Origin of the sequence: Vogesella sp. AC12, from assembly GCF_024437575.1 — a bacterium.
In the GTDB taxonomy this organism is placed as follows: domain Bacteria; phylum Pseudomonadota; class Gammaproteobacteria; order Burkholderiales; family Chromobacteriaceae; genus Vogesella; species Vogesella indigofera.
Genome location: NZ_JANFNU010000002.1, coordinates 185,456 through 205,339 on the forward strand (window position 1 = coordinate 185,456; position 19,884 = coordinate 205,339).

General features: G+C 67.3%; 21 protein-coding genes and 1 tRNA gene. 8 read left to right on the forward strand and 14 right to left on the reverse strand.

Annotated features, from left to right (window positions below; genetic code table 11):
* Positions 1 to 71 precede the first annotated feature (71 nt).
* The 5 genes from arsA to NOM55_RS04700 form a co-directional block, all read right to left on the reverse strand.
* Positions 72 to 1,829: an arsenical pump-driving ATPase gene (arsA, locus tag NOM55_RS04680; RefSeq protein ID WP_255907704.1), complete on the reverse strand. Its 1,758-nt coding sequence runs from the start codon at positions 1,827 to 1,829 to the stop codon at positions 72 to 74.
* Positions 1,830 to 2,000: 171 nt separating this feature from the next.
* Positions 2,001 to 2,077, reverse strand: a tRNA-Pro gene (locus NOM55_RS04685).
* A gap of 142 nt (positions 2,078 to 2,219) precedes the next feature.
* Positions 2,220 to 2,933, reverse strand: coding sequence for a GntR family transcriptional regulator (locus NOM55_RS04690; protein WP_255907705.1), 714 nt, complete (start codon positions 2,931 to 2,933; stop codon positions 2,220 to 2,222).
* Positions 2,934 to 3,069: 136 nt separating this feature from the next.
* The gene (locus tag NOM55_RS04695; RefSeq protein WP_255907706.1) at positions 3,070 to 4,497 is read right to left on the reverse strand and encodes an aldehyde dehydrogenase family protein; all 1,428 of its coding nucleotides are present in this window, start codon (positions 4,495 to 4,497) and stop codon (positions 3,070 to 3,072) included.
* Between the two features lie 126 nt (positions 4,498 to 4,623).
* Positions 4,624 to 5,526, reverse strand: coding sequence for a dihydrodipicolinate synthase family protein (locus NOM55_RS04700; protein WP_255907707.1), 903 nt, complete (start codon positions 5,524 to 5,526; stop codon positions 4,624 to 4,626).
* A gap of 311 nt (positions 5,527 to 5,837) precedes the next feature.
* Between NOM55_RS04700 and NOM55_RS04705 the strand changes: the two genes are divergently transcribed.
* The 5 genes from NOM55_RS04705 to NOM55_RS04725 all read left to right on the forward strand — a co-directional run bounded on the left by NOM55_RS04705 (position 5,838) and on the right by NOM55_RS04725 (position 11,501).
* Positions 5,838 to 6,839, forward strand: a complete 1,002-nt coding sequence (locus tag NOM55_RS04705) for a 4-hydroxyproline epimerase (protein WP_255907708.1) — start codon at positions 5,838 to 5,840, stop codon at positions 6,837 to 6,839.
* Positions 6,839 to 8,134: an FAD-binding oxidoreductase gene (locus tag NOM55_RS04710; RefSeq protein ID WP_255907709.1), complete on the forward strand. Its 1,296-nt coding sequence runs from the start codon at positions 6,839 to 6,841 to the stop codon at positions 8,132 to 8,134. Before NOM55_RS04705 ends, NOM55_RS04710 begins: the two co-directional genes overlap by 1 nt.
* 134 nt (positions 8,135 to 8,268) lie before the next feature.
* Positions 8,269 to 9,417: a branched-chain amino acid ABC transporter substrate-binding protein gene (locus NOM55_RS04715; RefSeq protein ID WP_255907710.1), complete on the forward strand. Its 1,149-nt coding sequence runs from the start codon at positions 8,269 to 8,271 to the stop codon at positions 9,415 to 9,417.
* 156 nt (positions 9,418 to 9,573) lie between these two features.
* Positions 9,574 to 10,506, forward strand: coding sequence for a bifunctional Delta(1)-pyrroline-2-carboxylate/Delta(1)-piperideine-2-carboxylate reductase (lhpI, locus tag NOM55_RS04720; protein WP_255907711.1), 933 nt, complete (start codon positions 9,574 to 9,576; stop codon positions 10,504 to 10,506).
* Entirely contained in the window at positions 10,503 to 11,501 is a 999-nt protein-coding gene (locus NOM55_RS04725; RefSeq protein ID WP_255907712.1) for a proline racemase family protein, read from the forward strand. Before lhpI ends, NOM55_RS04725 begins: the two co-directional genes overlap by 4 nt.
* Here NOM55_RS04725 and NOM55_RS04730 read toward each other — a convergent pair.
* Complete coding sequence (locus NOM55_RS04730) at positions 11,498 to 11,719, reverse strand: TIGR02450 family Trp-rich protein (protein WP_255907713.1); 222 nt, start codon at positions 11,717 to 11,719, stop codon at positions 11,498 to 11,500. The two genes, NOM55_RS04725 and NOM55_RS04730, sit on opposite strands and share 4 nt — an antisense overlap.
* A 140-nt stretch (positions 11,720 to 11,859) precedes the next feature.
* Complete coding sequence (locus tag NOM55_RS04735) at positions 11,860 to 12,648, reverse strand: inositol monophosphatase family protein (RefSeq protein WP_047966707.1); 789 nt, start codon at positions 12,646 to 12,648, stop codon at positions 11,860 to 11,862.
* Between the two features lie 149 nt (positions 12,649 to 12,797).
* Here NOM55_RS04735 and NOM55_RS04740 point away from each other — a divergent pair, with 149 nt between their 5' ends.
* The 3 genes from NOM55_RS04740 to NOM55_RS04750 are packed head-to-tail and all read left to right on the forward strand — an operon-like array spanning position 12,798 to position 14,927.
* Positions 12,798 to 13,571: an RNA methyltransferase gene (locus tag NOM55_RS04740; protein WP_255907714.1), complete on the forward strand. Its 774-nt coding sequence runs from the start codon at positions 12,798 to 12,800 to the stop codon at positions 13,569 to 13,571.
* Position 13,572: 1 nt separating this feature from the next.
* Positions 13,573 to 14,472: a DUF1853 family protein gene (locus NOM55_RS04745; RefSeq protein WP_255907715.1), complete on the forward strand. Its 900-nt coding sequence runs from the start codon at positions 13,573 to 13,575 to the stop codon at positions 14,470 to 14,472.
* Positions 14,469 to 14,927 (forward strand): flavodoxin family protein, encoded by a 459-nt coding sequence (locus NOM55_RS04750; RefSeq protein WP_255907716.1) that lies wholly within the window; start codon positions 14,469 to 14,471, stop codon positions 14,925 to 14,927. Before NOM55_RS04745 ends, NOM55_RS04750 begins: the two co-directional genes overlap by 4 nt.
* A gap of 104 nt (positions 14,928 to 15,031) precedes the next feature.
* On the opposite strand, the gene NOM55_RS04755 is transcribed toward NOM55_RS04750, so the two are convergent.
* The 7 genes from NOM55_RS04755 to dapD form a co-directional block, all read right to left on the reverse strand.
* On the reverse strand, positions 15,032 to 15,829 hold the full coding sequence (locus tag NOM55_RS04755; RefSeq protein ID WP_047966703.1) for a VacJ family lipoprotein: 798 nt from the start codon (positions 15,827 to 15,829) through the stop codon (positions 15,032 to 15,034).
* 2 nt (positions 15,830 to 15,831) lie between these two features.
* On the reverse strand, positions 15,832 to 16,122 hold the full coding sequence (locus NOM55_RS04760) for a lipid asymmetry maintenance protein MlaB (protein WP_120810459.1): 291 nt from the start codon (positions 16,120 to 16,122) through the stop codon (positions 15,832 to 15,834).
* Positions 16,119 to 16,727, reverse strand: coding sequence for a phospholipid-binding protein MlaC (locus NOM55_RS04765; protein ID WP_047966701.1), 609 nt, complete (start codon positions 16,725 to 16,727; stop codon positions 16,119 to 16,121). The genes NOM55_RS04760 and NOM55_RS04765 overlap by 4 nt, the downstream gene beginning before the upstream one ends.
* A gap of 44 nt (positions 16,728 to 16,771) precedes the next feature.
* Complete coding sequence (mlaD, locus tag NOM55_RS04770; RefSeq protein ID WP_255907717.1) at positions 16,772 to 17,275, reverse strand: outer membrane lipid asymmetry maintenance protein MlaD; 504 nt, start codon at positions 17,273 to 17,275, stop codon at positions 16,772 to 16,774.
* Between the two features lie 12 nt (positions 17,276 to 17,287).
* Positions 17,288 to 18,073, reverse strand: coding sequence for a lipid asymmetry maintenance ABC transporter permease subunit MlaE (mlaE, locus tag NOM55_RS04775; protein WP_255907914.1), 786 nt, complete (start codon positions 18,071 to 18,073; stop codon positions 17,288 to 17,290).
* A complete protein-coding gene (locus tag NOM55_RS04780; RefSeq protein ID WP_047966699.1) occupies positions 18,073 to 18,885 on the reverse strand; it encodes an ABC transporter ATP-binding protein in 813 nt (270 codons plus the stop codon). Before NOM55_RS04780 ends, mlaE begins: the two co-directional genes overlap by 1 nt.
* Positions 18,886 to 19,047: 162 nt before the next feature.
* Entirely contained in the window at positions 19,048 to 19,869 is an 822-nt protein-coding gene (gene dapD, locus NOM55_RS04785) for a 2,3,4,5-tetrahydropyridine-2,6-dicarboxylate N-succinyltransferase (RefSeq protein ID WP_255907915.1), read from the reverse strand.
* Positions 19,870 to 19,884 lie beyond the last annotated feature (15 nt).

Sequence of the window (19,884 nt, forward strand, 5' to 3'; positions counted from 1 at the left end):
GGGCAACACCGTGCCAAGTCGCTGCGTCAAGGTGCGGTGCCACGTTGGATCAGCGGTTTTGCTCGCGGTGCCTAGTGGCGCGCCAGCCGCTGCAGCCGCGCCACGCCGACCGGTTCTTCCGCCTGCAGCGGCACGATCGCCCAGCGCCGTGCGTGCTGTCGTGCCACCAGCTCGATCTGCGCCAGCTCGTTGCCGGCACGCTGTTGCAAGAGCGGCGACTGCGGCCGTGCCAGCGCCAGGCTGTTGTTGATCAGCCAGGCCCACGGCTCGATGCCGGCGCGGCGCAGGTCGGCCTGCAGGTTGGCCGCCTCCAGCACCGGCGTGGTTTCCGCCAGCGTCACCAGCAGCACCTTGGTCTGCACCGGGTCCTGCAACTGCATCATCGGAGTGGTGAAGTGCAGCCCCTTGCTGCCCATCTGCCGGGCCACCTCGCGGTGATAGGCGCCGGTGGCGTCCAGTAGCAACAAGGTGTGGCCGGTGGGTGCGGTGTCCATCACCACGAACTGCCTGCCGGCGCTGCGGATGATGCGGGAAAAGGCCTGGAATACGGCGATTTCCTCGGTGCATGGCGAGCGCAGGTCTTCTTCCAGCATCGCACGGCCGGCGGCGTCCAGATGCTTGCCCTTGCTGGCCAGCACCTGTTCGCGGTAGCGCGCGGTTTCCGCTTGCGGGTCGATGCGGCTGAGCTGCAGCGTGGGCAGCGCGCCGGCCACGGTTTCGGCGAGGTGGGCGGCCGGATCGGAGGTGGTCAGGTGCACGGCGTGGCCGCGGCTGGCCAGCTCCACCGCCACCGCGGCGGCCAGCGTGGTCTTGCCGACACCGCCCTTGCCCATCAGCATGATCAGACCGTGGCCGTCCCGCGCCAGCTCGTCGACCAGGCTGGCCAGATCCGGCGCCGGCGGCGGGGTGGGTGCTGCCGTCGTCGCGCCGGCCGGCACGCTGGCGCCCGGTTGCAGCAGGGCCTGCAGCGCCGCTACCCCCACCAGATTGAACGGCAGCAAGGGCAGCAGGTCGCGCGGCAGCGCCTGCAGTGGCGCCGGCATCGCCGCCAGGGCCGACTGTTCGCGTTGCCAGAGCGCGCGCGCCAGCGGATCGTCGCCGACTGCCTGCTGCGGCAGTACGCCATTGAGCACAAGGTACTGCTGCTGCAGGCCGAGGGCGGCCAGCTCGCCCTGCGTGCGTGCCACCTCGCGCAGCGTCGCCGGCTGCGGCCGTGCCACCAGGATCAGCCGCGTCCTGCTGCCGTCGGCCAGCGCCGCCACCGCCGCCTGGTACTGGCTGCGCTGCTTGTCGAGGCCGGCCAGCGGCCCGAGGCAGGAGGCGTCGCCCTTGCCGGCCTGCAGGAAGCCGCTCCAGGCGCCGGGCAGCTGCAGCAGGCGGATGGTGTGGCCGGTGGGCGCAGTGTCGAACACGATGTGCTGGTATTGCTGCTGCAGCGCGTCATCGGTGAGCAGGGCGGTGAATTCGTCAAAGGCGGCGATCTCGGTGGTGCAGGCGCCGGACAGCTGTTCGGTCAGGCTGTTGACCTCGGCGTCCGGCAGCACACCGCGCAGCGGGGTGATGATGCGGTCGCGGTATTGCTGCGCCGCCGCCTGCGGGTCGATCTCCAGTGCCGACAGCCCGGCGACGCTGCCAATGGCGGTGATGCGGTTGCCGATCTCGGTGCCGAACACCTGGCCGACATTGGAGGCCGGATCGGTGCTGACCAGCAGCACGCGTTTGCCTTGCGCCGCGAGATGGATGGCGCTGGCGCAGGCCAGCGAGGTCTTGCCAACACCGCCTTTGCCGGTGAAAAACAGGAAGGGTGGGGCCTGGTCGAGAAAGTGCATGGGCAACCTTTCGGCAGTGCGGCCGGCGACGCCAGCGGCGGGCAGGCAGCGTAGGGGAGGGGTCACTACAGCATGGCAGATTCGCGGCGCGGTGGGGGTGATCGCCGTCAACGGTGCGCCACAAACGGCAAAAGCCGGAAGCGCTGGGCAGCACTTCCGGCTTTCTGATCCTGGTCGGGGTGAGAGGATTCGAACCTCCGGCCTCTACGTCCCGAACGTAGCGCTCTACCAGGCTAAGCTACACCCCGAATGCTGCGCATTTTAGCCAGCTTGCCGGCCAAAGAAAAGCCCCCTGCCGCGGTGTGGCTTCAGGCTGTGTGCCAGTGCCGGCGCTGCCGGCAGCGATTTTTCCGGCAAAACAAGGCCTTAGCCGTCACCGCGTGGGCGGGCTCAGGACGCGGCTTTTTTCTTGCGTCCGCGCGGGGTTTTCTGCTGGCTTTCCTGCGCGCGATACCACGCCTCCAGCGCTTCCTCCGCGTTCATCACGTGCTGGCGCAAAAAGGCCGCCGCGCTGATGGCGTCCTTCTGCTTGCACAGCTCCAGCAGTCGGGTGTGTTCGTGGTGGGCGCGGTCGTTGAAGCCGGTTAGCAGGATCTGCATCCGCGTGTAGCGGTCGGTGCGGTTGTGCAGCTGCTCGATGATGGCCAGCGTCTGCGGCCGGGCGGCGGCGCGGTACAGCGCCATGTGGAACTGGGCGTTGAGGATGCCCCAGGCGCTGATGTCCTTGTCGCGCAGCGCGGTTTCGAAGCGGGCCAGCAGCGCCTCGGCCTCGGCGATGTCGGCGCTGGTCTGGCGCGGAATCGCCTCCAGCAGCACGTCGCACTCCAGCAGCACGCGCACGCGCAGCAGCTCGACGATTTCCGGTAGCGACAGCTGTGACACCACCGCACCCTTGTTGTCCTCGATATTGACCAGCCCTTCTGCTTCCAGCTGGCGCAGTGCCTCGCGTACCGGTACCCGGCTCATGCCCAGCTCGCGCGACAGCGCTTCCTGGCGCAGCTGGCTGCCGTCCGCCCACTCCCCGGCGAGGATGCGCTGGCGGATCGCGTCGGTGGCGACGGTGGTGAGTGACAGCGGAGCGCTGTCCTTGCTTTCCTGACTCATGGTGACCTCTTTACATGCAGGCGCTACCTTACCATAGCTGGCCGTCCGGCCACGCGCTTGTCATTGCTGGCGGCGACAAAAAAGCGCCCCGCAGGGCGCAAGGTGCAGTCAGGGGCGCCTGCACGCAGAGCAAGCATTACAGGCCGAGATAGCTGGTCTTCACTGTGGTGTAGAACTCCGCCGCGTAGCGGCCCTGTTCGCGCGGGCCGTGACTGGAGCTTTTGCGGCCGCCGAACGGTACGTGGTAGTCCACCCCGGCGGTGGGCAGGTTGACCATCACCATGCCAGCCTCGCTGTGGCGGCGGAAGTGGGTGGCCAGCGCCAGCGACTGGGTGCAGATGCCGGCGGCGAGGCCGAACGGCGTGTCGTTGGCCAGCGCCAGCGCGTGCTCGTAGTCGTCGGCGCGCAGCACCGCCGCCACCGGGCCGAAGATCTCCTCGCGGCTGATCGCCATCTGCGGCGTGCAGCCGGCAAACAGCGCCGGTGACTGGTAGTAGCCGCGGGTGGCCAGCGACAGCCGTTCGCCACCGCACAGCAGGCTGGCGCCGTCGGCCAGGCCCTTGTCCACGTAGGACAGGTTGCCGGCCAGTTGCGCTTCGCTGGCCACCGGGCCGATCTGGCTGGTGCTGTCCAGCGCGTGACCGACGCGCAGCGCCGCCGTGCGCTCGGCCAGCCGCGCGACGAAGGCGTCGTGGATGCCATGGCAGACGATGATGCGGCTGCTGGCGGTGCAGCGCTGGCCGGTGGAATAGAACGCGCCGTTGATCGCGCATTCCACCGCCTGTTCCAGCTGCGCGTCGTCGGCGATGAGCAGCGGGTTCTTGCCACCCATCTCCAGCTGCACCTTGATGCCGCGCGCGGCACAGTCTGCGGCCAACCTTTGTCCGGTGGCCTGCGAGCCGGTAAAGCTCAGCGCGTCGATGCCGGCATCCAGCAGCGCCGGCCCCAGCACGCGGCCGCTGCCCATCACCAGGTTGAACACCCCGGCCGGCAGACCGGCGCGTTGCAGGATGTCGGCCAGTGCCCACGCCGAGCCCGGCACCAGCTCCGCCGGCTTCATCACCACGCAGTTGCCGAAGGCCAGCGCCGGCGCCGCTTTCCATGCCGGAATGGCGATCGGGAAGTTCCACGGCGTGATCAGCCCGACTACGCCCACCGGCTCGCGGCTGATCAGCACCTCGACGCCGGGGCGCACTGAATCCAGCAGCTCGCCCTGCTGGCGCAGCGCCTCTCCGGCGAAAAACTTGAAGATCTGGCCGGCGCGCGCCACCTCGCCGATGGCTTCTGGCAGCGTCTTGCCTTCCTCGCGCGCCAGCAGCGTGCCCAGCTCGATCTTGCGCGTCAGGATCTCGTTGCCGGCGGCATCAAGAATGTCGGCGCGCTGTTGCGGCGTGCTGCGCGACCACGCCGGAAAGGCGGCGCGCGCGGCGGCGACGGCGTCGCGCATGTCGGCGGCACTGGCGCTGGCGTAGTCGCCGACCACGTCGTCGAGGTCGGACGGATTACGGTTGACGATGGCCGGCTGTCCGCCGCGCCACTCGCCGTTGATCAGGTTGCAATGCATGGAAACTCCCGGTGGCTGCCGGCAGGCGGCAGCGCGCATCCGCCGCAGGGGCGGGCCTATGGACAGGAAGGCCGCCGGCCATGACGGGCATGGCCGGCGGCTGCGGCCAGGGTTGGCCGCAACGGCTTACAGCGTCGGCAGCGCCGGACGGCTGGCGAGGCCTGCCTCGATCACCGCCGCCACGCGTTCGCGCTCGGCACCGACCAGCGGCAGACGCGGCGCGCGTACGTGCTCGGTGCCGACGCCAACCATGGCCTCGCACAGCTTCAGGTTCTGCACCAGCTTCATCGAGACGTCCAGGTGCAGCAGCGGCGCGAACCAGCGGTAGATGGCGCGGGCTTCTTCCACGCGGCCAGCCTTGGCCAGCTTGTAGATGGCCACGGTTTCCTTCGGGAATGCCACCACCAGGCCGGCGACCCAGCCGTCGGCGCCCATCACGATGCTTTCCAGCGCCAGATCATCGACACCGCTGAAGATGGCGAAGCGGCTGCCCACCGCGTTGATCACGTTGGTCAGGGTGCGGATGTCGCCGCTGGATTCCTTGATCGCCACGTACTTCGGCTCTTTCGCCATCTCCGCGTACATCTCCGGGGTGATGTTGACGCCGTAAGCGATCGGGTTGTTGTAGATCATGATCGGCAGCGGGCTGGCATCGGCCACGCGCTGGTAGTGGTTGAGGGTTTCGCGCGCGTCGGACACGTAGCGCATCGCCGGCAGCAGCATGATGCCGTCAGCGCCGGCGGCGTGGGCGGCCTGGGCCAGCGCGGCGGCGGCGCGGGTGCTGTCCTCGGCCACGGTCAGCAGCACCGGCTTGTCGCCGGCGACTTCCTTGGCCGCCTTCAGAATGGTGATCTTTTCATCGGCGGTGAGGGTGGAGGCTTCGCCCAGCGAGCCGCAGACGATGATGCCGTCGGCGCCGCATTCCAGCTGCCACTTGATGTGGTTCACGGTGCCGGCGAGATCCAGCGATTCGTCGGCGTGGAATTTGGTGGTGACAGCGGGGAAAACGCCAGTCCAGAGATGTGCCATGAAGTGTGCTCCTTGCGGGTGTGCTGCAGCCGGGTGCTGCGTTCGGTTCCCATGCTAGGACTTTTTGTATCCAATACTCAAGATTTTTTGTATGCAATGTTTGCATTTCGCTACGGTGTAAAAATGCTGCGCTGCGGCTGTGTTTTTTTGCGACAACGGCTGTAAGTGTTGATTTTATTGGTTGTTTGCCGGTTTTGTTGGGGTGCGGGTGGCGGGCGTCGACTGTATCATTTCGGCACAATGCATTCAGTTATTGCATTCAAAACGTCAAAATCCTACAGTGGGCTCAACGCAAGCAAGGAGCAAACGTGATGGCAGTGACAGAATTTGAATGCATAGACGGCCACACCTGCGGCAACCCGGTGCGGCTGGTGACCAAGGGTGCACCGGCGCTGAACGGCAACACCCAGGCCGAGCGGCGGCTGGATTTCCTGGCACGCTACGACTGGATGCGCACCGGCCTGATGGACGAGCCGCGCGGCCATGCGCAGATGTCCGGCGCCTTCCTCTACCCACCGACCCGCGACGACTGCGACGTGGCGGTGCTGTACATCGAAACCAGCGGCTGCCTGCCGATGTGCGGCCACGGCACCATCGGCGTGGTCACCATGGCCATCGAGCACGGCATCGTTACCCCGAAGACCCCGGGCGTGCTGAACCTGGACACCCCGGCCGGCAAGGTGGTGGCCGAGTACACGCAGGTTGGCCGCAAGGTGAAATCGGTGAAGCTCACCAACGTGCCGTCCTTCCTGTTGATGCAGGACGTGGAGGTGGAGATCGCCGCGCTGGGCCGGCTTACGGTGGACATTGCCTACGGCGGCAACTTCTATCCCATCGTCGAAGCGCAGGACAACTACCGCGACATGGCCGACTACACGCCGGCGCAGCTGGTGGCGATGGGCAACGAGCTGCGCGACTACCTCAACGCGCACTACGACATCGTGCATCCGCTGGATGCCAACATCCGCGGCGTGCGCCACGTGCAGTGGACCGGCGCGCCGAAGACGCCCGGCTCGCATGCGGCCAACGCGGTGTTGTACGGCGCGGCGGCACTGGACCGCTCGCCGTGCGGCACCGGCACCTCGGCACGGCTGGCACAGCGCTACGGCCGCGGGCTGATGAAGGCCGGCGACGTGCTGGTGCACGAGAGCATTATCGGCAGCCAGTTCACCGGCAGTATCGAGGCGGAATGCGAAGTCGCCGGCATCGCCGCCATCATCCCCGGCATCGAGGGCTGGGCGATCACCACCGGCTACAACCGCATCCTGCTGGACGACGCCGACCCGTATGTGCACGGCTTCGTGGTGGCCTGATGATGAGCGCACCGCGAGACAACACCCTGTTGCAGCCGGCGAGTACGGCCGGCAGCCGCCACGTGATCGTGGTCGGCGCCGGTATCGTCGGCATCGCCACCGCGCTGCAGCTGCGCCTCGCCGGTTGCGCGGTGACGCTGCTCGACCGCGGCGAACCGGCGATGGAAACCAGCTACGGCAATGCCGGCGCTTTCGCGGTCAGCGACATCATCCCGCTGGCCGAGCCGGGGGTGCTGCGCAAGGTGCCGGGCTGGATGTTCGACCCGCTGGGGCCGCTGGCGCTGCGCTGGCGCTACCTGCCCAGCCTCACGCCGTGGCTGCTGCGCTTTCTGGCCGCCAGCCGCCCTAGCAGGGTGGCCGAGCTGACCCGCCAGCTGAATGCGCTGCTGTCGCGGGTCAATGCCGACTACGCACCGCTGATCGAGCGTGCCGGGCTGGCGTCCATGTGGCGCCGCCACGGCAACCTCACCCTGTACCGCAGCGAGGCGGAATTCCGCGCCGCCGCCGGCGCCTGGCACAGCAAGCGCCAGCACGGTGTCGAGTGGCGCAAGCTGGATCGCGCCGACCTGGCCGCCATCGCGCCGCAGATCGGCGACGAGTGGCAGGTGGCGGTGCAGGTGCCGCAGTGGTCGCACGTCGACGATCCGTACCTGTTCAGCCGCGGCCTGTTCGATGCCTTCATCCGCGAAGGCGGGCGTTTCATCCAGGACGAGGTGCTGGCCACCGCGGCCAACGTTGGCCGCATCGTCGGCGTCGACACCGCCGGTAACGGCCGGCTGCAGGCGGACACGGTGGTGATCGCCTGCGGCGTGTGGAGCGACCGCTTTGCCCGCCAGCAGCGCTGCCGCCTGCCGCTGGAGAGCGAGCGCGGCTACCACGTCACCCTGCCCAATGCCGGCGTGGCGCTGCACCACTTCATCCAGTGCGCCAGCGAGAGCTTCGTGATCCTGCCGATGGCGAACGGCGGCCTGCGCCTGGCCGGCACCGTGGAGCTGGCGCACCGCGACGCGCCGCCGAACTGGCAGCGCGCCCACATCCTGATCGAGCGCGCCCGCCGCATCGTCGGCGACTTCAGCACCGAGGGCATGAGCGTGTGGATGGGCAACCGCCCGTCGCTGCCGGACACCATTCCGGTGATCGGCCCGGCGCCGGACTGCGGCGGCCTGTATTTCGCCACCGGCCACGGCCATCTGGGCCTGACGCTGGCGGCCACCACCGGTGCGCTGCTGACCGAGCAGATCTGCGGCCAGGCCTGCAGCCTGGACGCCAGTGCCTACCGGCCGGACCGTTTTTGAGGCATTTCCCGGTGCAGCATGCGCCGGCTTTTGCAGTAGCAAGTACGCGGCAACAAGACCGCAAGACAGACCTTGGGCAACAAACAGCCGCCTTTGCGGCCAACCTTCAGTCGTGAACACAAAGGAGAAACAGCATGAAGCATTCCATCGCACCACGCGCACTGCATCTGGTCCTGGCACTGGGCGGCATGATGGCCCCGTTCGCCATCAGCGCGGCACAGGCCGACACCGTGGTCAAGATCGGCTTTTCCTCGCCGCTGTCCGGCCCGCAGGCGCACTACGGCAAGGACAACGAGAACGCCACCCGCATGGCCATCGACGACCTGAACGCCAAACCGATCACCATAGCCGGCCAGAAGGTGAAGTTCGAGCTGGTGTCCGAGGATGACCAGGCCGACCCGCGCGTCGGCACCCAGGTGGCACAGCGGCTGGTCGATGCCGGCGTCAAGGCGGTGATCGGCCACTTCAACTCCGGGGTGTCGATCCCGGCGTCGCGCATCTACTCCGATGCCGGCATTCCGCAGCTGTCGGTGTCCACCAACCCGGCCTACACCACCGCCGGCTACAAGACCGCCTTCCGCCTGGTCGGCAGTGACAGCCAGGTCGGCGGCTCGCTCGGCCGCTACGCGGTGATGCAGCTGAAAGCGCAGCGCATCGCGGTGATCGACGACCGCTCCGCCTACGGCCAGGGCATCGCCGACGAGTTCATCAAGTCGCTGCAGAGCATGGGCAAGAAGCCGGTGAAGCGTGAATACACCAGCGACAAGGCCACCGACTTCACCGCCATCCTCACCGCGCTGAAGGCGCAGAACCCGGACGTGGTGTTCTACGGCGGCGCCGACGCGCAGGCGGCACCGATGGCGCGGCAGATGAAACGCCTCGGCATCAACGCCAAGCTGATGGGCGGCGACATGCTCAGCACGCCGACCTTCATCAAGCTGGCCGGCGCCGACTCGGCAGGCCATTTCTCGGCGGTACCGGGTGGCGAACTGGGCTCGCGTCCGGCCGGCCGCGACTTTGAAAGCCGCTACAAGGCACGCTTCAAGCAGGAAGTGGTGCTGCTCGGGCCGCAGTTCTACGACGGCGTGATGATCGTGGCCGACGCGATGAAGCGCGCCAACTCCACCGAGCCGGGCAAGTTCCTGCCGCTGATCGCCAAGACCGGCTACAAGGGCGTCACCGCCGATTTCAGCTTTGACGGCATGGGCAACCTGAAGAACGCGCCGGTGACCATCTCGGCGGTGGAAGGCAACGACTGGAAGGTGAAGACCGTGGTGCAGTAAGCACGGTGGCGCGTCGCCGCCGGTCGCGCATCATGCGCGGTGCGGCGGCGCGCCGTTGTGGTGGTGCCGCTGGCGGCCGGCCGTGCCGGCGCTGGCAGTTGCAGTTGCATTTGGGGCCGGCGCAAGCCGGCCACTTTTTTTAGCGGAGATTGCCCGATGTCCATTGTTTCCCCCTTGCCGGTGCTCGACGCCGCCGCCACCCAGACGCGGCTGCCGATGGCCGAATTGTGCCGCGAGGTCGCCCTGGCCGCCGCCGAGCTGGCCGCCGGCCACATCCACAGCCCGGAGCGGCAGGCACTGCCGCTGCCCGAGGGCGGCACCCTGCTGTCGATGCCGGCCAGCGCCGCCGACATCGCCATCCACAAGCTGGTCAACGTCTGCCCGCGCAACGCCGGCCACGGTCTGGCCACCATCCACGGCGTGGTCAGCGTCTACGACGCGGCAAGCGGCGTGCCGCAGCTGCTGCTGGATGGCCCCACCGTTACCGCGCGCCGCACCGCTGCGGTATCGCTGCTGGCGATCCGCACCCTGTTGCCGCAGCCGCCGCGCCACGTGGCGCTGGTGGGCACCGGCAAACAGGCGCGCGCCCATGCCGCGGCGCTGGCCGAAACCTGGCCCGGCCTGCGCGTCGACATCCACAGCCGCAGCGCGGACAGCGCCGCCACCTGCTGCCAGCAGCTGGCGCACTTGCCACTGCAACTGACGCCCAAGGTTGGCCGCATCGACGACGGCGCCGAGGTGGTGATCCTGCTCACCACCAGCCGCAGCCCGCTGTACAACGAGCCGGCGCGCGCCGGCCGGCTGCTGATCGGCACCGGCGCCTTCCGCCCGGACATGGCCGAGCTGGGGCCGACCAGCATCGCCGGCAGCCAGCTGTTCTGCGACGACGTGCCCGGCGCGCGCCACGAAGCCGGCGACCTGATCCAGGCCGGCGTGGACTGGGCGCAGGTGCACAGCCTGGCCGACGCGCTGGCCGGCCGCTTCGACCCGGCCGCGCCCAAGCTGTTCAAGAGCGTGGGCAGCGCCGCCTGGGACCTGGCCGCCGCCCGCTGCGCGCTGGCCGCCAGCCAACAGGAGCACCGCGCATGAACTGGCAGAGCCGAACCTTCGACACCATCGAAATGCACACCGGCGGCGAGCCGGTGCGCATCATCCCCGGCCTGCAGGGCGACATCCACGGCACCGACATCCTGGCCAAGCGCCGCGACATGCGCGAGCGGCTGGACGGCGTGCGCAAATTGCTGATGTTCGAGCCGCGCGGCCACTACGACATGTACGGCGCGGTACTGGTACGCCCCAGCCTGCCCGGCGCGGACCTCGCGGTGCTGTTCATCCACAACGAGGGCTACAGCACCATGTGCGGCCACGCGGTGATCGCGCTGGCGCGCTACGCGGTGGAGCACGGCCTGGTAGCGCGCAGCGCGCCGCTGACCCGGGTCGGCATCGAATGTCCGTGCGGGCTGGTCACCGCCTGGCTGGCGGAAGACGGCAGCGTCAGCTTCGACAGCGTGCCGGCCTTCGCCTTCGCGCTGGATCACCCGGTGCATGTGCCGGGCGTCGGCAAGATCAACGTCGATATCGGCTACGGCGGCGCCTTCTACGCGGTGACGTCTGCGGCCAAGCTTGGCGTGTCGCTGGACGGCCGCCTGCGCGACGTGGTGGATGCCGCCAGCGCACTGAGTGAGGCGGTTCGCCGCAGCATCAGCGTGCGCCATCCCGAGGCCGAGGACCTGGGCTTTCTGTACGGCAGCATCCTTACCGACGGCTTTGAGCGCGCCGCGGACGGCCCCAGCCGCAACGTATGCGTGTTCGCCGACGCCGAAGTGGACCGCAGCCCCACCGGCTCCGGCGTCACCACCCGCATGGCGCTGCGCCACGCGCGCGGCCTGGTGGCGGTGGGGGAGGTCTGCCAGTTCGAGAGCCTCACCGGCGCGCGTTTCACCGCCAGCGTGAACGGCGCGGCCAAGCTGCCCGGCCACGACGCGGTCAGCGTCCGCGTGTCCGGCCGCGCCCACTACAGCGGCAAAGCCAGCTGGACGCTGGAAGCGGACGACGAGATCGGGCGGGGGTTTCTGCTGCGCTAGCGCCAGCCGCGCTGCCACTGCGCGGCATCGGCCAGTGCCCGCCACGGCAGGGTGTAGTGGCGGCGGCTGAGCACCGCTTCCAGCGTGATGGTGGTGACGCGCTGCGCGTCCAGCGGGTCATGCTCGACGGCGACGACCAGGAAATGCTTTTCGCGATCGCGTGGCGCGAGCGCGCTCCACTTGCTGTGCAGCAGTTTTTTCGGGCTGAGGGCGGTCATGGTGCGGTGCCTGGCGGGTGAACGGGCTAGGGCTGTGAGCCGCGGCGGCGGCAGCGGTTCCCGCACCACAAACAAAACACCCCCGGCCGTGAGGCGCGGGGGTGTTTTGTGCTGGCGGCCAAGGTTGGCCGCAGCGGGGATTACTTGACGTGCTTGCCGATGATAGGCAGCAGCTGGCCCAGCACCTTCGGCGGTGCGGCCACGATGTCGCCGCTTTCCAGCCAGGTCTGCTCGCCGTGCATGTCGGTGACGATGCCGCCTGCCTCTTGCACGATCAGGCTGCCGGCGGCGATGTCCCACGGCTTGAGGTTGAATTCGAAGAAACCGTCAACGCGGCCGATGGCGACGTTGCACAGATCCAGCGCGGCGGAGCCTTCGCGGCGGGCGCCGGCGGTCTTGCCCAGCACGTCCTTCAGGATGGCCAGATGGGTGTCGAGCATGCTCTGGTCCACGACCGGGAAGCCGGTGGAGATCAGGCATTCGTTCATGTTGATGCGCTTGGAGACGCGGATGCGGCGGTCGTTCATGAACGAGCCGACGCCGCGGCTGGCGGAGTACAGTTCGTTGCGGTTCGGGTCGTAGACCACCGCCTGCTGGATCTGGCCGCGATGCGCCATCGCGATGGAAATGCAGTATTGCGGGTGGCCGTGCAGGAAGTTGGTGGTACCGTCCAGTGGGTCGATGATCCATTCGTATTCGGACTCGCCGATGCCTTTGGCGCCGGACTCTTCTGCTAGAATCGCGTGCTTCGGATAGGCTTCCATGATCACATCAATGATCGCCTGTTCGGCGGCACGGTCTACGTCGGAAACAAAGTCGTTGTGCTTCTTGTTTTCGACACGAACGGATTCCATGTTCAGCGATGCTCGCTGGATGATGTTGCCCGCACGGCGTGCTGCTTTGATGGCGATGGTGAGAATTGGATGCATTGATAGCCTCTGAATGAATCATCTGGGCAGGCGCGCGGGCGAGGTCGCCACGGCGCGGCTGCCATATTACTGGTCGATGTTAAGGAACAAAAAAACCCCGCGTGGTGCGGAGTTTTTGAATAAACCGCGATTCTACGCAAAAGTAGCCAATGAATAAACCCCAAGTACCTGATTTTTTGAAGAACATTCGCGTCGTGCTGGCGCGTCCCAGCCATCCGGGCAATATCGGCTCGGCGGCGCGGGCGATGAAAACCATGGGCCTGACCCGGCTGTATCTGGTCGAGCCGAAGGCGTTCCCGCACGAGGAGGCCAATGTGCTGGCCTCCGGCGCGGTGGACGTGGTGGAAAACGCCATCGTGGTGTCCACCCTGGCCGAGGCGCTGGCCGATGTCAGCGTCGCCTGCGCGCTGACCAGCCGCCGCCGCGAGCTGTCCACCCCGCTGTCGACGCCGCGCGAGACCGCGCCGGAGCTGATGGCGCGGGCGCGCGACGGCGAGCAGGTGGCGCTGGTGTTCGGCAACGAGACCTTCGGCCTGTCCATCGACGAGGTGGAGCAGTGCAACCGGCTGGTGACGGTGCCGGGCAATCCGGACTACTTCTCGCTGAATCTGGCGATGGCGGTGCAGGTGATGACCTACGAGCTGTTCAGCCACAGCGGCGTCAGCGTCGACTACCTGAAGCCGGAAGACCGCACCGCGACGCTGGGCGAGGTCGACAGCTTCTGCGGCCATCTGGAAGCGGCGATGGCCGACGTCGGCTATCTGGAGCACCGCAACAGCGAGCGCCTGCTGCGCCGCATGCGCACGCTGTTCCACCGCGCCGCACTGCAGCGCGAGGAGATCGACATCCTGCGCGGCTTCTTCAAGCAGGCGCAGCGCTTTGCCGACGGCACGCTGCCGCCGCGCAAGAAAAGCGGCGACTGAGATGACGGCGGCCACGTTTGCGGCGCTGCACACGCCGGCGGTGCGCGACCTGGCCTGGTTGCTGACGTCCGCGTCGCCGTGGCAGGACAGCGCCGACATCGACCCGGCGCGACTGCTGGGCGCGCAAGGTTGGCCGCAACTGCTGGCGCTGGACGCGGCGCCGCAGCCCTTGCTGGCTTATCTCGCCGCGCATCCGGTGCGGCGGCTGGGTTTTTACGCCGAGCGGCTGCTGGCGTTCTGGTTCGGCATCGCGCCGCACATCGAGCTGGTGGCGGCCAACCTGCCGGTGCGCGACGGCGGCAAGACGGTCGGGGAGTTCGACTTCCTGCTGCGCGTCGACGGTGTGCCGTTGCATCTGGAGGCGGCCAGCAAGTTCTATCTGCAGCTGGATGACGGCGCCTGGGTCGGTGCCAGCCTGCGCGACGCGCTGCTGCTGAAGGCCGGCAAGACGCGGCAACAGCTGCAGCTGTCGCGCCATCCGGCGGCCTGTCTGCCTGACTGCTTTGCCGGCTGCGAGGCGGCGGCGCGCACCAGCGGCTGGCTGTTCTCGCCGCCGCAGGCAGCGGCGACAAGGTTGGCCGCACCGCTGAACCCACTGGCCCATCGCGGCTGGTGGATCACGTGCGATGACGGCTGGCCGCAGCAGGCGGCGGACAGTCGCTGGTGCCAGCTGCCGCGCATGCGCTGGCTGGCGCCGGCCTTGCTCGATCGTGAGGACACGCTGTCGCTGGCTGAGCTGCAGCAGGCCAGCCGGCAGTTTGTTTCGCCGCAGCTGGTGGCGGAGCTGCAAGTGCGCGGCGACGGACGCTGGCAGGAAGTGGCGCGCGGCTTTGTCACGCCACCGGCGTGGCCGCAGCCGGTGCTGCTGGCACCCTTGCTGGCGCGACTGGCGGCGGCATGAAGACGCTGCTGCTGGTGTACGCCAGCCAGAGCGGCCACACCCTGCAGCTGGCCGATGCCGCCGCGCGCGGTATCGCCACACTGGCGGAAGAGGTCAGCCTGCGCCAGCTGCCGGCGCTGCAGGCCGGCATCGACGACCTGCTGCACGCCGATGGCTTGCTGCTGGCGACGCCGGAAAACTTCGGCTACATGGCCGGCGCGCTGAAGGATTTTTTCGACCGCACCTACTATCCGGCGCAGGGGAGGGTGGACGGCCTGCCCTACGCGCTGCTGGTGTCGGCCGGCAATGACGGCCGCGGCGCGGTGCAGGCGGTGGAGCGCATCGCGCGCGGCTATCCGCTGCAGCAGGTGCTGCCGCCGCTGATCGTGCGCGGCGAGGCGACGACGGCGGATCTGGCGGCGGCGGAGGAGCTGGGTGCCACGCTGGCGGCGGGGCTGTCGATCGGCATGTACTGAGCGTTGCGGCCAACCCTGGTCGTGGCTGCGAACCGTACCACGCCAGGCAGGTAGCAAAGAAAAAGCCACCGCAGAGGTGGCTTTGTTCGTGGCGGGGCGCCGGCTCAGGGCGCGCTGGCGTCCTTTGCCTCCGGGGCGCTGGCATCGTTCGTGTCATTCACCGCCGGGGCGCTGGCGTCCGGCTCGTCGACCAGGTCGTCGATGTTCAGCTCTTCTTCCTGCTGCCGCTTGCCCTGCGGCAGGCCCAGCTGGTGGGCGCGCATCTGCAGGAAGCCGTCACGCACGTAGCTGTAGTTGTCCAGCGCGGCGCCGTCGACCATCTCTTCCAGTCCCAGCAGCTTTTCGCGGGTGTTGACCGCATTCAGCACCCGCGCCACGGAGGCCTGGGTGTGGGTGTGGAACACGCTGGTGGCCGGCTCCAGCGAGTTGCTGATCAGCATGCCGCTGCCGTCACGCACGGTGGACGGCCCCAGCAGTGGCAGCACCAGGTAGCTGCTGTCCTGCCAGCCGTAGTGGGCGAAGGTGTCACCCAGCGTCGCCTTGCTGCTTTTCAGTCCCATCGGCGTGGCGATGTCGATCAGGCCGAACAGGCCGAAGGTACTGTTGAACGACACGCGCAGCACGTCGGTGAGCGCCAGTTCCGCCTTGCCCTGCAGGGTGTTGTTGGCGGCGCTGTACACGTCGCGCAGGTTGTCGAAGAAGTTGCCGACCCCGGTGCGCAGCGGTTGCGGTGTCACCTGCTGGTAGGCCTGCGCCACCGGTTTCAGCACCGCCTTGTCCGCGGCGTCGTTGAAGCGGTAAACGGCGCGGTTCAGCGGCTCCAGCGGGTCCTGCGGATGGCTGGGGGTACTGGCACAGGCGGTCAGCAACAGGCAGCCGCCGACAACAAGCAGACGTTTCATGATCAGGTTTCCGGGGGCAGTTCCAGCAGCGGGGTCAGTTCGTAGAGCCGGGCGAGGCCATACAGGCTGGCCGGGATGTGGCTCAGCTTGATGTTGCGCGCATCCTTGCGCCGGCGCAACGCCAAGAGCAGCGCTAGCGCCGCGGAGTCGCAGTGGCTGACGCCGCCGAAATCCAGCGTCATGGCGCCGTTGACCAGCATCTTGTCCAGCTGCAGCTGGGTGTCGGCGACGCTGTCCATGGTCAGCGCGCCGTCAAGGCGCACCACGCCGGTCTGGGTTTCGGTCAGTTTCATGCCGCCTTGGCGCCGCTGTTCTTGTCCTGCAGCGACTTGATCAGGCCGTCGATGCCGCTCTTGCGCACCTGTTCGCCGAACTGGTTGCGGTAGATGGTGACCAAGCTGCCGCCTTCAACGGTGACGTTGAACACCTTCCAGCCCTGTGGCGTCTTGTACAGGGTGTAGTCGACGTTGATCGGCTTCTTCTCGGCCGAGCCCGGCAGGGTCACTTCCGACTTCACCACCGCCTCGCGGCCTTCGTTGTTGAGCAGCACGTTCGGCTTGATCTCGATCTGCGCGTTCTTGAAGCGGGTCATGGTGGCGGAGTAGGTGCCGACCAGCAGGGTCTCGAATTCCTTGGCCAGTTGCTGCTTCTGTGCCGGGGTGGCGGCGCGCCAGTCCTTGCCGACCGCCAGTGCGGTCATGCGCTGGAAGTCGAACTTCGGCGTCACCATGCTGATCAGCTGCTCGCGAACCTTGGCGCTGTTCTTGCCATTGTCCTTGCTCAGCATTTCCAGCGCCTGGCGCGAGGTGTCACGTACCAGATCCACCGGGGTATCGGCGGCGTGGGCCACGCTGCTCAGACCGAACAGCAGGGCAAAACAGGCAAACAGCTTTTTCATGATGGTTTTCCGTATCTCGGGTAACAAGGGCTTGGATGGTTTTTTCAGGGTGCAGTTTCCGCAGCGGCGGCATCGGCCGCTGCGGCTTTGTTGTTGCCTTCGGCAAAACTGGTCATGAACTTGCCGATCAGCTGTTCCAGCACCAGTGCCGACGAGGTCAGCTGCAGGCGGTCGCCGGGCTTCAGGTTTTCTTCCTCGCCGCCCTGTACCAGGCCGACGTACTGTTCGCCGAGCAGGCCGGCGGTGAGGATTTCGGCGCTGGTGTCACGGCTGAAGTGGTACTGGCCGTCCAGCGTCAGCGTGGCGCGGGCGACGTAGCGCTGGGTGTCCAGCTCGATATTGCTGACGCGGCCGACCACCACGCCGGACGATTTCACCGGCGCCTTCACCTTCAGGCCGCCGATATTGTCGAATTCGGCGATCAGGGTGTAGCTGTTGCTGTCGCTTTGCGGCGTCAGGTTGGCCACTTTCAGCGCCAGGAAGGTCACCGAGGCGAGACCGATGGCGACGAAGATGCCGACCCACAAATCAATGATGGAACGTTTCATGATGGCGAATTCCTAAAACATGAAGGCGGTCAGGACAAAGTCCAGCGCCAGGATAACCAGGGCCGAGGTCACCACGGTACGGGTGGTGGCAGAAGAGACGCCCGCGGCAGTGGGCGTGGCGTCAAAGCCTTCGAACACCGCGATCAGCGTCACCGCGATGCCGAAGAACAGGCTCTTGATCAGGCCGTTGGTCACGTCGAAGTGCAGGTCGACGTTGTTCTGCATCTGCGACCAGAAGGTGCCTTCGTCCAGACCTATCATCACCACGCCGACCAGATAGCCGCCGAAGATGCCCATCACGTTGAACAGCGCGGCAAGAATCGGCATCGAGATCACGCCGGCCCAGAAGCGCGGCGCCACCACGCGGGCGATCGGATCGACCGCCATCACGCTCATCGCCTCCAGCTGTTCGGTGGCCTTCATCAGGCCGATCTCGGCGGTCATCGCGCTGCCGGAGCGGCTGGCGAACAGCAGCGCGGCCAGCACCGGGCCCAGTTCGCGCAGCAGCGACAGCGCCACCAGTGCGCCCAGCGCGTCGGCGGAGCCGAAGCGCGACAGCGTGTTGTAGCCCTGCAGCCCCAGCACCATGCCGACGAACAGGCCGGACACCACGATGATGATCAGCGACAGCACGCCGGCGAAGTACACCTCGCGGATGGTGAGCTGGAAGCGCAGCAGGCTTTGCCCGGAGTGGGCGATGATGGCCAGCAGGAAGCGGCTCATCACGCCCAGCTTCCAGACGGCATTGATGGTGCTGTGACCGAGTTTGCGCAGCGGTGCGAGCAGATTGTCCAGCATCATGCGCCCTCCAGGCCGAAGCTGCCGGCCAGACTTTGCTGTGCCGGGTAGGCGAAATGCACCGGGCCGTCGGCCTCGCCGTGCACGAACTGGTGTACCCACGGCGAGTCGGAGGCGCGCACCTCGTCCGGGGTGCCGGCAGCGGCGATCTTGCCGCCGGCGATGAAGTAGACGTAGTCGACGATTTCCAGCGACTTGTGCACGTCGTGGGTGACCATCACCGCCGAGGTGCCCAGCGCGTCGCTGAGCTTCTTGATCAAGAGCGCGATGGTGGCCAGCGAGATCGGGTCCAGCCCGGTGAACGGTTCGTCGTAGAGCATGATCTGCGGGTCGAGCGCGATGGCGCGTGCCAGCGCGACGCGGCGCGACATGCCGCCGGACAGCTCGGCCGGCATCAGCGCCTCGGTGCCGCGCAGGCCGACGGCGTGCAGTTTCATCAGCACCAGATCGCGCACCATCTCCGGGCTGAGCGAGGTGTGCTCGCGGATCGGGAACGCGACGTTGTCGAACACCGGCAGGTCGGTAAACAGCGCGCCGAACTGGAACAGCATGCCCATGCGACGGCGGTGCTGGTACAGCTCGCGCTGGTTCATGCGGCCAACGTCGCGGCCGTCGACCAGTACCTGGCCCTGCTGGGCGCGGATCTGGCCGGCGATCAGTCGCAGCAGCGTGGTCTTGCCGCTGCCGCTGCCGCCCATGATGGCGACCAGCTGGCCACGGCCGATTTTCAGCGAGATGTCCTGCAGGATGAGCCGGTCGCCATAGCCGAAGCTGACGCGGTTGAATTCGATGAAACTGTCGTTTTGCACGATGTGGTGGCGAGTCCTTGGGGGGAACAGGTAAGGGGATCGTGTTCACGATCCCCTCCGCTTTGCCCCGCTATTGTACCTGCCTATGCTGCATGGCGCAAAAAGGCGGCGCCATGACGGGTGCAAGTGTGGCAGGCCGGTGCATGGTGTGGCACCGGCGCCGGCTTACACGCCGCGCAGCAGTTCGTTGATGCTGGTCTTACTGCGCGTCTGCGCGTCGACCTTCTTCACGATCACCGCGCAGTACAGGCTGTGGCTGCCGTCTTTCGATGGCAGGTTGCCGGATACCACCACCGAGCCCGGCGGAATGCGGCCGTAAGTGACTTCGCCGGTTTCGCGGTCGTAGATCTTGGTCGACTGGCCGATGTAGACGCCCATCGAGATCACCGAGCCTTCGCCGACGATCACGCCTTCCACCACTTCCGAACGCGCGCCGATGAAGCAGTTGTCCTCGATGATGGTCGGGTTGGCCTGCAGCGGCTCCAGCACGCCGCCGATGCCGACGCCGCCGGACAGGTGCACGTTCTTGCCGATCTGGGCGCAGCTGCCGACGGTGGCCCAGGTGTCGACCATGGTGCCTTCGTCAACGTAGGCGCCGATGTTGACGTAGGACGGCATCAGCACGGTGTTCTTGGCGATGAAGCTGCCCTTGCGCGCCACGGCGCCCGGTACCACGCGGAAGCCGGCGTCCTGGAAGCGCTGCTGGTTCCAGTCGTTGAACTTGGTGTCGACCTTGTCGAAGTAGCGCGACACGCCGTCGTCCAGCACTTCGTTGTCGCGGATGCGGAACGACAGCAGCACCGCCTTCTTCACCCACTGGTTGACCACCCAGTCGCTGCCGTTCTTCTCGGCGACGCGCAGGCTGCCGCTGTCCAGCTCGTTGATGACCTGTTCGATCGCCGACTTCAGCTCGGCGGAGACGGTGGCCGGGGTGATCTCGGCGCGTTTTTCAAAAGCTTCTTCGATGAGGGCTTGAATCGGGTGCATGTGGCTCAGTCCTTT